Here is a 12167-nt window from a genome sequence, read left to right as displayed (position 1 = left end):
GAAGGTAAAAAAAAGCGCGGCACTACGGCCGCGCGAACGGATAATCAAACTTACTTGTTTTTCTTGGTATTACGTCCATATACCAGCCACGTTATGGCAACGCAGGCGATATAGAAGATGAGGAAGACTTTCATTGCGCCCGCCGGAGAACCGGTAAGATCCAGCGAAATGCCGAACGCTTTTGGAATAAAGAAGCCGCCAATTGCGCCAATCGCAGAGATAAAGCCCAGCGCTGCCGCGGTGTCCGTTGCCGCTTCACGCATCGCCTGCTCCTCAGAGCCGCCCTGCGCCTTCACGCGGTCCATCGTCAGCTTGCGGAAGATCACGGAGATCATCTGGAAGGTGGACGCACTGCCCAGCCCGGCCGTCAGGAACAGCACCATGAACACGCCGAAGAAGGCAATAAAGTTACCGCCCTGGCCGTTGACCGGCAGCGTCAGGAACAGCAGCGCGCAGAAGATAGCCATCACGATAAAGTTCACCAGCGTAACGCGCGTGCCGCCCAGGCGGTCGGAAATCATCCCGCCGGTAGAACGGGCCAGCGCGCCGATGAACGGGCCGAAGAACGCGTACTGAAGGATCTGCACGTCAGGGAACTGGGTTTTAGACAGCATCGCAAAGCCCGCAGAAAACCCGATAAAGGAGCCGAAGGTCGCCAGGTACAGCAGCGCCATGACCCACAGGTGGCCGCGCTTCAGCACCGGCAGCTGCTCGCTTAGAGAAGCCTTAGAGGCGGACAGATCGTTCATGAAGAACCAGGACGCCAGCGTAAAGACCACCAGCAGCGGCACCCAGATCCAGGCCGCGTTTTGCAGATAGAGGGATGAACCGTCCGGCTGCTCAACGCCCGTACCGCCGAAGGCCGCGAAGATGGACACGGAGATCGCCAGCGGCGCAATCAGCTGCATCACGCTCACGCCCATATTGCCCAGACCGCCGTTAATGCCCAGCGCGCCGCCCTGCTTCTCTTTCGGGAAGAAGAAGCTGATGTTCGCCATGCTGGACGCAAAGTTTGCGCCGGCAAAGCCGCACAGCAGGGAGATGATCACGAAGACGCTAAACGGCGTGGAGGTATCCTGCACGGCGAAGCCCAGCCACACGCACGGAACGATCATGATCCCGGTACTGAATGCCGTCCAGCGGCGGCCGCCAAACAGCGGAACCATAAATGCGTAAGGCACGCGCAGCAGCGCGCCGGACAGTGCCGGAAGCGCGGTCAGCATAAACAGCTGATCGGTCGTAAAGGAGAAACCCACCTTCGGCAGGTTAACCGCCACGGCACTAAACAACATCCATACGCAAAACGCTAACAGCAAACATGGAACTGAAATCCACAGGTTGCGGCTTGCAACCTTGTGACCCCGCTGCTGCCAAAACGCCGGATCTTCCGGACGCCAGTCAGTAATAACGGCACCATTTTCCCTTTCGGGAGCGGATGAGTGACTCATAGACACCTCTGATTCTCGAATGATGCTGCAAACATTAGGGGTTTAGGCGGGCGGTAAGTTGATATAAATCAAAGGAAAAGGCAGTGGTTTTGCGGCGAAAAAAAAGTCATTACCCTTAGTGAGTAGAGATTTACGCTCAAAAAGACGTGGTTTTTCACCGCGCTGAGGCGCTGGGATACTCCCCCTCTTCAAAACCTAACCCCACCGGCAATTTAGAGGTAATCCTTTATTGGTATGGGTATACTCCAGGGTATGCACCAGAATATCGCCATTCCTGCAGTCAGGTCACGTCAGGAGCCCGGCAACTCTATGTTAAAAAGATGTTTATCTCCACTCACGCTGGTTAACCAGCTGGCGCTTATCGTTTTGCTGTCCACCGCGATCGGTGTGACCGGCATGGCGATCTCTGGCTGGCTGGTACAGGGCGTACAGGGTAATGCGCATGCCATCAACGAGGCAGGTTCGCTACGCATGCAGAGTTATCGCCTGCTCGCCGCGGTGCCTTTGACCCAGGACGACCTTCCGCTCATCGCCGACATGGAGCATACCGCCTTTAGCCCGGAACTGGAAAGAGCCGCGAAGCGCGACGGACAAGAGGCGCAGCTGAAAGCGCTGCAGGGCTACTGGCACACCCAGCTCAGGCCGGGCCTGCAGCAGGCCAAAAGTCAGGATACGGTTGCGGCGGACGTCGCGGCCTTTGTTTCGCGCATTGATGCCCTCGTCTCTTCGTTCGACCACACCACCGAAATGCGTATCGACAGCGTGGTTAGAACACACGTCATCATGGCGATGTTTATGGCCATGCTGCTGATTTTCACCATCATCTGGCTGCGCGCGCGGCTTCTGAAGCCGTGGCGAGCGCTGCTGGTCATGGCGCGCGCCGTCGCCGACCGGGATTTTAGCCAGCGCACGCACATTCACGGGCGCAATGAGATGGCGATGCTCGGCCAGGCGCTGAACACCATGTCGGAAGAGCTCTCCGAAAGCTATGCGGTGCTGGAAAAACGGGTTCAGGAGAAAACCGCCGGGCTGGAGCAGAAAAACGAGATCCTCTCCTTCCTGTGGCAGGCCAACCGCCGCCTGCACATGCAGGTGCCGCTGTGCGAGCGGCTCTCGCCGGTCCTTAACGGCCTGCAAAACCTTACCCTGCTGCATGACCTTGAGCTGCGCGTTTACGATATCGAAGATGAAGAAAACCATCAGGAGTTTACCTGCCAGTCGGACGTGTCCTGCGACGAAAAGGGTTGCCACCTGTGCCCGCGCAGCCTGCCCGCGCAGAATACCAGCGGAACAACCCTGAAATGGCGATTGACGGACAGCCACACCCAGTACGGCATCCTGCTGGCCACGCTGCCAGCCGGGCGTCATCTTAGCCACGATCAGCAGCAGCTCGTGGACACGCTGGTCGAACAGCTGACCGCCACGCTGGCGCTTGACCGTCATCAGGAAAAGCAGCAGCAGCTCATCGTGATGGAGGAGCGCGCGACCATTGCCCGCGAGCTTCATGACTCCATCGCCCAGTCGCTCTCCTGCATGAAGATGCAGATAAGCTGTCTGCAGATGCAGGGGGAAGGCATGCCGGAGAGCAGCAAGCAGTTGCTCAGCCAGGTGCGCAACGAGCTGAATACCTCCTGGATACAGCTTCGCGAGCTGTTAACCACCTTCCGCCTGCAGCTGACCGAGCCGGGCTTACGCCCGGCGCTTGAGGCCAGCTGCAGCGAGTTTAGCGCCCGCCTGGGCTTTCCGGTCAGGCTGGACTACCAGCTGCCGCCGCGGTTCGTCCCCTCCCATCAGGCGATTCATCTGCTGCAAATCGCCCGCGAAGCGATGAGCAACGTGCTCAAGCATTCCGAAGCGACGGCGGTGACCGTCACCGTGAGCCACCAGAACAATCAGGTGAAGCTTAGCGTCAGGGATAACGGCCGCGGCGTGCCGGAAAATGCCGAAAGAAGTAACCACTACGGCCTCATCATCATGCGAGACCGCGCGCAAAGCCTGCGCGGTGATTGCCAGGTTCGCCGGGCTGAAACGGGCGGCACCGAAGTTGTCGTCACCTTTGTTCCCGAAAAACCGCTCATAACTGCTCAAGGAGAAAACCATGACTAATCAGGAACCGGCCTCTATCCTGTTGATCGATGACCATCCGATGCTGCGCACCGGCGTGAAACAGCTTGTCAGCATGGCGCCCGATATCACCGTCGTCGGTGAAGCCAGCAACGGCGAACAGGGGATAGAGCTTGCCGAGTCGCTCGATCCGGATTTGATTCTGCTCGATCTCAACATGCCGGGCATGAACGGTCTGGAAACGCTCGACAAGCTGCGTGAGAAATCGCTTTCTGGCCGCGTGGTGGTCTTTAGCGTCTCGAATCATGAGGAAGACGTGGTCACGGCGCTCAAGCGCGGGGCTGACGGCTATCTGCTGAAAGATATGGAGCCAGAGGATCTGCTCAAGGCGCTGCAGCAAGCGGCCGCCGGAGAGATGGTGTTGAGCGAAGCGTTAACGCCGGTCCTGGCCGCCAGCCTGCGAGCTAACCGCGCCACCTCTGACCGTGACGTCAGCCAGCTCACCCCGCGCGAGCGCGACATTCTGAAGCTGATTGCCCAGGGCCTGCCGAACAAGATGATCGCCCGCCGCCTGGACATCACCGAAAGCACGGTTAAGGTCCACGTGAAGCACATGCTGAAGAAAATGAAGCTCAAATCCCGCGTTGAAGCGGCGGTGTGGGTCCATCAGGAGCGTATTTTCTAAGGCTATTCGTCCGGCAGCAACTTCCACCGCGGATCGTCGTTCGGTAATGCAACGAGCGGCTGCACCACGGTAAGCGCGATCTCATTGGAGGAGACGCGCTGCCCCCGTTCATCTTCCACCACCACCGACAGCCGCCAGCGGTTTTTCGCCCCCTCGCTATCGTCCCAGGCGGGCATTATCACGCTCCAGCCATCGCTGCTGCGCCCGTTAGCCGGCGACGTCAGGCTCAGCGCCTGCGTATCACCCTGCCAGTGAAGCTGACGAATACCGTGCGCGCTGCGGATCTGCAGCTTAAGCATAACCGTTTCCCCGGGCTTCAGGTCCCACGGCGGCGTCGCCAGATAGACCGACAGCGTTTTGCGCTGGCGGAACTCCATCACCGGCAGGCTGTCCCGCTCCGGGGCGTCGTAACGGCTGCCGCGCAGCGAGCGTGCCGCGGCAACCTCGCTGGCGGAGAGCTGTTTTGCCAGCGGCACGCCGAAGCGATAGTTAAGCTTCAGGCCGAGATTATTTTGGCTCACGCCGCTCTCCCCCTGCTTGTGGGCCGCGGTTAGGGTCACCAGCGGAACGGGCGTGTAGTTCAGCCCAAGATTCACGGCCACCGGGTTGTGGTAGCCGGTGCCGCTGTTGAACAGATCGACGTTATCGCCAAAATACTGTTCAAAGCTGACGCTGGTATTGAGATGGTGAAACCACGGCAGCCATGCCTTCGCCGTGACGTCGTAGCCGCGCGCCATGCGCTGTTCTTTTGTCTCGGCGCTTTCGCGCCATCCGGCGAGCGGCTGATAGTAGTTTGCGGAAAGGCGCAGGTTCTCGCCCCACGCTTCCGCGCCCAGCCCGGCTCGCTGGAGGTTTTCGTCAAGCAGGTTATCGTAGAAGGTGTTGTAGCCCAGCAGCCAGGAGCCGGCCACCCAGCGCTGACCGACGCCGGCATTGCTCACCAGGCCGTCCGTCTGCTGCGTCAGGCCAAGCTGGCTCCAGGTTAAGTAGTGGTTAGTGTCATTCCACGGCACAAACCAGCTCCCGCTGCTGCCGTTGAATTTGCCGTCGTTGTCCACCAGCACGTTAACGCTGGCATTACCCCACGGCGAGAGCCAGGACTCGATGTGCTGATTCACTTCACCGCTCAGGGCATCGCGCACCTGACCGAACGCAAACTGGCGCGCCTGCTCCCCGGTGGTGAGGCCGTTGTCGGTCATGCTGGCTTCACCGAAGGCTTTCGCCATCTCCGCGAGGTGCTTCTCCCCTTCCCCCGTAGGCGCGGCAAGGCCGAGATCCGGCAGGCTGTCGCCGTCATTATCAAACGGGTTCTGCGCCTGCTGGATAAAGGAATGCGGCGCACCGTGAACGGCTCCAGCAGCAAGTAGGGGGAGTAATACTAAAAAACGAATGCGGGACGATACGGCCATCAACGTCGTAAATGAAAACCTGAATTTATGAGTAAACTCTTATTATGTTAACGCCATTAGCCCTGAAAACCAGCCTTAACAGAAATTTCAGGAATAACCTGAACAGAACCGTCGGGTGTCGGCTTCGCCTTACCCGACGTCCTTACACTCTCCCAACAGCCCTTTCAGCTCCGGCACGCAGGAGCCACAGTTCGTGCCGCAGCGCAGCTTCACGCCCAGCGCTACGGCAGAATCACAGCCTCCGGCTATCGCCTTGCGTATCGTATTTTCACCTACGCTGAAGCAGCTACAGATGATTCGCCCGGGATCGGCATCTTTGCCCGGCCGTTGTCCGTGCAGCAGCGCATGGCGTTCAGCGAGTTGTACGGGCGCAGCAGCAAAGGCTTCTTCAATAAACGCATGCGCCAGCGCCGGCAGCGTATGGCCCTCCCAGTAGCCCAGCATCAGCTCGCCGTGCTGCCAGGCGAGAACGCTGCTGCGTTCTCCCGTCTGTGCCACCTGCAGCTGCCAGCCTCGACCGCTGGCGTACGCCATGACCCACGCCAGCAGCGGCGCATCTCCGGCCAGCGTCAGGCGCGAGGCTTTTCGCCACCAGTAGACCTCAGGCGGCAGCTCCGGCAGCTCGCGGGCGTAAAGCTCGCCCTGCCAGCGCGGCCGCCACGGCATAATCCTGACCGCCGTCTGCTTGCTTTCCGGCTGCCCGGAAAGCGGATCGCAGCGGGTGTCTACCAGCGCGTTTACCTTGCCCTGCCGCGCGAAAACGCGGTTCCAGTGCATGGGAACGAACAGCTCTCCGGGCCGCTGCGCGTCGCCGATCGCCACTCTGGCGACCATCACCCCGCGCGGAGAGCTCACTCGGGCGAGCTGCCCGGCGCTAAGCGAAAAGCGCGCCGCATCAAGGACGTTCACCTCCACGCGCGGCTCGTCGATATGCTGCATCAGCCTGTCCACGTACCCCGTGCGGGGGTTCTGTCGCATTAAGAACTGGTCGGGTAACATACTGTTTTTTTGCAATGTTGTCCGACCATGTCTCTGATCCAAAAATCCTTTAAACGGCTGCATTATCCCGTTGATGTCATTGCTCAGTGCGTTCGCTGGTATCTGGCTTATTCCCTCAGCCTGCGCAACCTGGAGGAGATAATGGCTGAGCGCGGCGTTATCGTTGACCATTCCACGCTTCACCGCTGGGTTATCCGTCTGGTGCCCCTGTTAGATAAAGCGTTCCGGCGGCATAAACGTCCGGTGGGTCGCCGCTGGCGCATGGATGAAACCTACATAAAAGTCAGAGGCCAGTGGAAGTATCTGTACCGGGCGGTCGATACCGCGGGTCAGACAGTCGACTTTCTGCTGTCGGCGAAGCGTGATGCGGCAGCTGCCCTGCGTTTCTTTCGCAAATCCATTCGACACCACGATAAACCTGAGACGGTGACCATCGATAAAAGCGGCGCCAATACGGCGGCACTGGCCATGCTCAGAATCATCATCAGGCAGAGCAAATACCTGAACAACCTGGTTGAGCAGGATCACCGAAACATCAAACGGCGGATACGCCCGATGCTGGGATTCAAATCGTTCCGGCGTGCGCAGACGATACTGGCGGGTATAGAGTTAGTGCACATGATACGCAAAGGGCAATATCAGCATCCACAAGGTGCGGGGTTATCACTGGCGGAACAGTTTTACCTGTTAGCTGCCTGAAAAACCGGCAGCGCAACTTTTGCTACCCCGCTGTCGTTAATGCGACAGAACCGTATATCGTCCGGTATTGTAGATGCTCGGGAAGGTAAAACTGTTGACTGAGTTATCAACACACTACCTTCAAACTTTCCCTCAAGATCATTAAGTAAAGCTTGTGAGTTGAAAAATACACTTTGATCGATACTACTCATAATATTCGCTCTCTAATAATTACATGGTATATTTAATATGGGGCGCTTTCGACCCATGAGCTAAATTTAGCTATAAATAAATTACTAAATAGCTGCGCCTAATACCGCTACACTTTTGCCAGCCCATGTTTACCTCCGGGGAATGGACTCACCGTTTCCATAAAATGGCGAACTGAATAGCCACGGATAATCCAGACACTTCTGAGCCGTTGATAATATTGATTTTCATATTCCGTCGGTGGCATCTGATCACTCGAACCATGCCGACGCTTACTGTTATAAAACATTTCGATGTAATCAAAAATATCGCTGCGTGCTTCTTCCCGTTTTCCGTAGATCTTTTTCTTTATCCGTTCACGCTTCAGTAGCTGGAAAAAACTTTCTGCTACTGCGTTGTCGTGACAGTTGCCACGACGGCTCATACTGCCCTCCAGACCGTGTGATTTCAGGAACGACTGCCACTCATGGCTTGTGTACTGACTGCCCTGGTCTGAGTGAGCCAGCACCTGTTTTTGGGTATTACGTCGCCACACGGCCATCAAAAGCGCATTCAGAACAATATCTTTTGTCATCCGGGGTTGAACTGTCGCTGGAGCCTGTTGGGTGTCACGATACTGGCTTCACCTTTACACGCTCGCGGGCTTCGATACCCTACCTGGGCCTTTATCCCGGCACGCTTCATCAGCCGCCAGACCCGGTTAATCCCGCATTGTTGCCCGCTATCTCGCAGATCGAGATGGATCTTGCGATAGCCATAAACAATAGGCAATTACACAATTTTAATTACAGTCTCCCTTATATTTTATTACACAGTTTGAGTTCTCTTAAATCTTCGCTTGTTGCCATATTCAGAAGGTACTTCAGCATTTCCTTGGACAATCGTTACTCGCTGCTGATCTGGGTTCTTTCCAAGAAATAGTTCTCGCTTAACATAATCCCATAGACCAACGGCTTCACCCCTGGTTGTATTCATTACTTCGCCCTTGTAGCCAATGCAGCCACCAATTTTCCCGCCGCCTGACGTGAAGGCTTCAAAGAAATCATAGAGGAAAGATCCATTTCCCAAATCACATGCCTTAAAAGATATAAGGCCTACCTCGTTAACTTTATATTGATCTTTTAAGAATAAAGCCAACTGCGATGGGCTGTATTGCATTTTTACGCCGCCAATAGCAGGGGGAGATTGCCTTCCATGACCAATAATCATTAGTTTGTCACTCAACCCAATACCTTTAAGGAAATCGTAGTTTAAATGCGGGAAACCATTAATAGGTTGGGTGGTATTTATATTTTCCACTGGTATATTGTAACGCTCAATTAAATATATTGCATTTTCAAAGCACTGCTTATCATTCTCAAGGATTAGTAAATAATAGTTCGCCCATTTCATAATATCACCATTTATTCAAATAAAATAAGACCTATGTGTCTTCGCCATACTTTTGCATGCTTATCAAATTGTGCTGAAAGCAATCTACCAGCAACCGGACTCCAACCAGAACTGTTTGATTTGTCCTGTCAGTCTGAGATCCGCCTGAAGCCGTAGTGAATGCGGCTGCTGAAGCCAGGTGTAAAACCCACTCGGATGAACATTCAGCACCCGACTGAGTAGATGAACAGGCCAACAGCAGGAGTTGTCACGGATAAAGGCGTACCTCAGTCGGACAGCTTTGCGAAGTATATTCCAGACCGACTCGTGGTTCATTTGAGCGTCCATGCTCGCCCTGAACTTCGGGCACACTGTAAGTGATGTCTGTGACCAAGACCTGATTGGCCCGGACAACAGTAAACTGCCGCTAATTCCCGGGCATGCTGCTCGCTGTTATCGGGTTTAATAGCCCGTAACCACTTATAGAGACTGTGTGCTGAAACGCCCAGCCGGTCAGAAACTTCGGCAACGGAATAACCGCGTTCCGTGTGAACATAGTCGGCTTTGGACACATACCGCGTGCTTCCGTCCCCGAAGTCCAGCACATGAAGCGTTATGCTGCGGACCGGCGTGCTGCCACTCAGCGAAACCGTAAAATACTCATTTCTCCCCGGATCCGGTAACAGGATAAGCTGGTCTGCCACCCTCCCCGTTCCTGTGTGTTTCAGAAACAGTGGACGGGCTTTCCCCAGACGAACCGCCAGCGCTCCGGCTTTCAGCTGTGCTTTCTGCGCCCCGTCCAGCGACGCCGTCAGCGCCGGAGACCGCTCTCCTGCAAGGTCATCCAGCCGGGTATTCAGCAGCCATTCCAGCCTGAGCACCAGCGTTGCCGTCAGTTCCGGATCCTGCTGCCACTGGCCCGCAAACTGATCCCACTGTTGGCGGAACCTGTCCGGCGTGGATAAAACCCTGAACATCTGCCGCAGCGGGCGGCTGTTCTCCACTTCCGGCGGGTACTGTATATTGCAGGTGACCACCTCTGCCCCCACCGGCACGTCCGCCATTGTCCGTCGACGACACCAGGGGGGAAGCTCTTCTCCCCGTGCTTCCAGCAGCCTTTTCCAGTGCTGACCCACATCCGCCCCGTCACACCGCTCATTCCCACGGGGTAACGTACGGGCAGCAAACCACAGACTTTTCTGATAGCTGAAAGCATAGCGCTCCCGGCCGCCGTCCAGCCCCGGGCAAATCACTCTCATCATCGCCTGACCGCTGACGGTGATACTTTTTTGCAGAATATCCGCCGGCACACCGTAGGTATCCGCCAGCCAGCGCCCGGCAAATGTCGTCACATCCGCCACTTCGTTAATTCTTTTTTCATTCAGCATGGTCTGCAATGTCTGCACCGCGTTAAGCGCCCCGCCCGCCGTCGTCATATTTCCCACGTCAGAAAGACGGTCATGTGCGGCGATAAACGCCAGTCGCTCCGCCACCGGGGCCGTTTTCATCCAGCGGCGCTCATTTGCCGACAGCCCTGCCGGCAGCCACCCGTTGACGACCGCCAGAAGCTGTTTCACCTCCCCCAGAACGGTTTCAGTGTTCAGCTCCGCATGGAAAATATCCGGGGTATCCCCCTCCAGCGTCAGCCGCAGCGATTCATGAGAGTGCAGCTCCGTATATTTCGCCGTCTGCTGCGGGTCTGCGGCATCACGGATAAGCTCCTGCAGACGGATATCCGTCACGCTCTGTTCAAAATCACCGCTCAGGTCGTTCGCCGTATCGGTCCATTTTGAGATGTGCAGCTGCGGGAGCAGCATCTGAGCCGATTTTCCGGTACTCGCGTTCAGCGCAACCAGCGCACGCTGCAGCCCCGGAGCCTCCCGGCGGATGTAATCCATTTCAGCAAAAAGAATCCGCGCGGGTTTTGAATTCGTGGGCGGCATTAATCCAGACGCTGGCCGTTCATCAGCGTCAAGTGCTGGCTGGCAATGACCAACTGCCGTCCTGAATTTCCCCGGAGAGCAGTCGGTGGAGCCGACACCAACTGCGGCATCTACTCCGCACGGCTCAAACGGCAGCCGGGGAGGTATCCAGCTGTACCATGTCGCGCCGGCGGCCCGGCTCCAGGTCATAATCCGGGTCAGTAAATCGTCCGTCCGCGCCGCCGGCATACTGTCTTCCGCAATGATTTCTTCAGCAGCATTTGCCGCTTCTGCCGGGGCCTGCACCGGAAGCATGGCGGCCCCGGAAGCCCCCCGGCAAGAAACGCCATCGCCTCGCCCGGCGCCGTATCAGGAAAATTCATCACCGCAGCGACCTGCTGGTCGTCCAGCAATCTTTCGAATGCCGCTTTTTGTGTTTCCCCCATGCGGGCTACCCAGCGAAACGTCTGAATTCCGTTGCCGTTGCCGTTGCCCTGCGACAGCCAGCCAGTCAGCACGATATCCCATACGCCTCTGATTTCATCCGGACCGGGCTGGCGCATCAGGCCGTGCGTTCCCTGAAAGGCCTCCGACATCCTGTCTGCCTCCGGGCTGAGCTGGCGCATCAGACAGTGCACTCCCCGGAAGGCCTCCGGGGTTTTGTCTGCCCTGTTCAGTTCCCGGGATAAGAACAGACTGACCACCGGGCTGGTCTGCCTCCCCCCTTCTCCCCCTGACGGAAACGGCACCGCCGGGGATGACGGCAACCAGAGCCTGTCCTGTGCGGCCTGTACAGCCTCATAGTCCTCCTCCGGCCTCCTCACCTCCACGCTGTCAATTTGTGGGCCCGTCAGTGCCTACTGTTCCCGGGCAATCTGCAGAACCGGCGTGACGGGCACAGAAGGTAAATGCGCACTGCCCGGCAGACGGCCCGAAATATCTGCCGGGTCAGCGTACAGGGATGCCGCAGTGCCGGACTGACGGTAAGGAACAGCAGAAAACAGGCTGATGATTTTGTGCAGGGATGTCAGCAGTTCCGGCAGCCCGGTCAGAAACCGGCCGATTTCGGTGACCGGCCCGTCAGGCCGGGCGCCGGGCGTAAGCAGGCGCCAGGTCACCGCCAGCAGCGCCGTTACCGTCAGCAGGATGGGGGTGGCCGGGGTGGCCCCCCCCCCACTCTGCTTCAGCCCGGGCAGCATCGCTAAACACGGACGGCACCGCTCTTACCGGGCTGCCTTCCGGCATCAGCGAAAGCGTGTGGAGGATAAGCGCAGTCACCTGCCGGACACCCAGCCCCAGAATAAAACGGACCGCGCCGTTAAAGACATGATGCTCAGTCAGGGCTCCCATCAGGCTGAGAAGCGGACTGGAATGCATCACA

Annotated in this window: 9 protein-coding genes and 4 pseudogenes; 3 read left to right on the top strand and 10 right to left on the bottom strand. The window is 57.2% G+C overall.

Going from position 1 to position 12167, the window contains the following annotated elements; all coding sequences use genetic code 11:
- Nucleotides 1-50: 50 nt before the first annotated feature.
- The gene (locus tag DBY73_RS13545; protein ID WP_112011633.1) at nt 51-1448 is read right to left on the bottom strand and encodes a NarK family nitrate/nitrite MFS transporter; all 1398 of its coding nucleotides are present in this window, start codon (nt 1446-1448) and stop codon (nt 51-53) included.
- 309 nt (nt 1449-1757) lie between these two features.
- Between DBY73_RS13545 and narX the strand changes: the two genes are divergently transcribed.
- Entirely contained in the window at nt 1758-3554 is a 1797-nt protein-coding gene (narX, locus tag DBY73_RS13540) for a nitrate/nitrite two-component system sensor histidine kinase NarX (protein ID WP_112011632.1), read from the top strand.
- A complete protein-coding gene (narL, locus tag DBY73_RS13535) occupies nt 3547-4197 on the top strand; it encodes a two-component system response regulator NarL (RefSeq protein WP_003856701.1) in 651 nt (216 codons plus the stop codon). The genes narX and narL overlap by 8 nt, the downstream gene beginning before the upstream one ends.
- Nucleotides 4198-4199: 2 nt before the next feature.
- Here the strand turns inward: narL and DBY73_RS13530 are convergent, their stop codons facing one another.
- Nucleotides 4200-5606, bottom strand: coding sequence for a YchO/YchP family invasin (locus DBY73_RS13530; protein ID WP_112011631.1), 1407 nt, complete (start codon nt 5604-5606; stop codon nt 4200-4202).
- Between the two features lie 129 nt (nt 5607-5735).
- Nucleotides 5736-6569: pseudogene (locus DBY73_RS13525) on the bottom strand (molybdopterin dinucleotide binding domain-containing protein); the annotation flags it as partial.
- 63 nt (nt 6570-6632) lie between these two features.
- On the opposite strand from DBY73_RS13525, the gene DBY73_RS13520 reads away from it, so the two are divergent.
- Nucleotides 6633-7304, top strand: coding sequence for an IS6 family transposase (locus DBY73_RS13520; protein WP_112011630.1), 672 nt, complete (start codon nt 6633-6635; stop codon nt 7302-7304).
- Nucleotides 7305-7689: 385 nt separating this feature from the next.
- Here the strand turns inward: DBY73_RS13520 and DBY73_RS13515 are convergent.
- The 7 genes and pseudogenes from DBY73_RS13515 to DBY73_RS22100 all read right to left on the bottom strand — a co-directional run.
- Nucleotides 7690-8255: pseudogene (locus DBY73_RS13515) on the bottom strand (IS3 family transposase); the annotation flags it as partial.
- A gap of 45 nt (nt 8256-8300) precedes the next feature.
- Complete coding sequence (locus DBY73_RS13510) at nt 8301-8885, bottom strand: hypothetical protein (RefSeq protein WP_112011629.1); 585 nt, start codon at nt 8883-8885, stop codon at nt 8301-8303.
- A gap of 90 nt (nt 8886-8975) precedes the next feature.
- Nucleotides 8976-9119: pseudogene (locus tag DBY73_RS22110) on the bottom strand (IS3 family transposase); the annotation flags it as partial.
- A gap of 173 nt (nt 9120-9292) precedes the next feature.
- Nucleotides 9293-9466 (bottom strand): annotated as a pseudogene (locus DBY73_RS22105) (transposase); the annotation flags it as partial.
- 1538 nt (nt 9467-11004) lie between these two features.
- Nucleotides 11005-11412, bottom strand: coding sequence for a hypothetical protein (locus DBY73_RS13500; RefSeq protein ID WP_146745773.1), 408 nt, complete (start codon nt 11410-11412; stop codon nt 11005-11007).
- Between the two features lie 231 nt (nt 11413-11643).
- Nucleotides 11644-11904, bottom strand: a complete 261-nt coding sequence (locus DBY73_RS13495) for a hypothetical protein (RefSeq protein WP_146745772.1) — start codon at nt 11902-11904, stop codon at nt 11644-11646.
- On the bottom strand, nt 11867-12166 hold the full coding sequence (locus DBY73_RS22100; RefSeq protein WP_146745771.1) for a hypothetical protein: 300 nt from the start codon (nt 12164-12166) through the stop codon (nt 11867-11869). The genes DBY73_RS13495 and DBY73_RS22100 overlap by 38 nt, the downstream gene beginning before the upstream one ends.
- Nucleotide 12167: the final 1 nt, after the last annotated feature.

It is taken from the genome of Enterobacter sp. RIT418 (genome assembly GCF_003057745.1).
In the GTDB taxonomy this organism is placed as follows: Bacteria; Pseudomonadota; Gammaproteobacteria; order Enterobacterales; family Enterobacteriaceae; genus Enterobacter.
This window is presented reverse-complemented; position numbering and strand designations above follow the sequence as displayed.

Excerpts from the sequence above, each read along its gene's own strand:
- DBY73_RS13510 (WP_112011629.1), bottom strand. The coding sequence starts at position 8,885 with ATGAAATGGGCGAACTATTATTTACTAATCCTTGAGAATGATAAGCAG.
- narX (WP_112011632.1), top strand. The coding sequence starts at position 1,758 with ATGTTAAAAAGATGTTTATCTCCACTCACGCTGGTTAACCAGCTGGCG.
- narL (WP_003856701.1), top strand. The coding sequence starts at position 3,547 with ATGACTAATCAGGAACCGGCCTCTATCCTGTTGATCGATGACCATCCG.
- DBY73_RS13545 (WP_112011633.1), bottom strand. The coding sequence starts at position 1,448 with ATGAGTCACTCATCCGCTCCCGAAAGGGAAAATGGTGCCGTTATTACT.
- DBY73_RS13520 (WP_112011630.1), top strand. The coding sequence starts at position 6,633 with ATGTCTCTGATCCAAAAATCCTTTAAACGGCTGCATTATCCCGTTGAT.
- DBY73_RS13500 (WP_146745773.1), bottom strand. The coding sequence starts at position 11,412 with ATGCGCCAGCTCAGCCCGGAGGCAGACAGGATGTCGGAGGCCTTTCAG.
- DBY73_RS13530 (WP_112011631.1), bottom strand. The coding sequence starts at position 5,606 with ATGGCCGTATCGTCCCGCATTCGTTTTTTAGTATTACTCCCCCTACTT.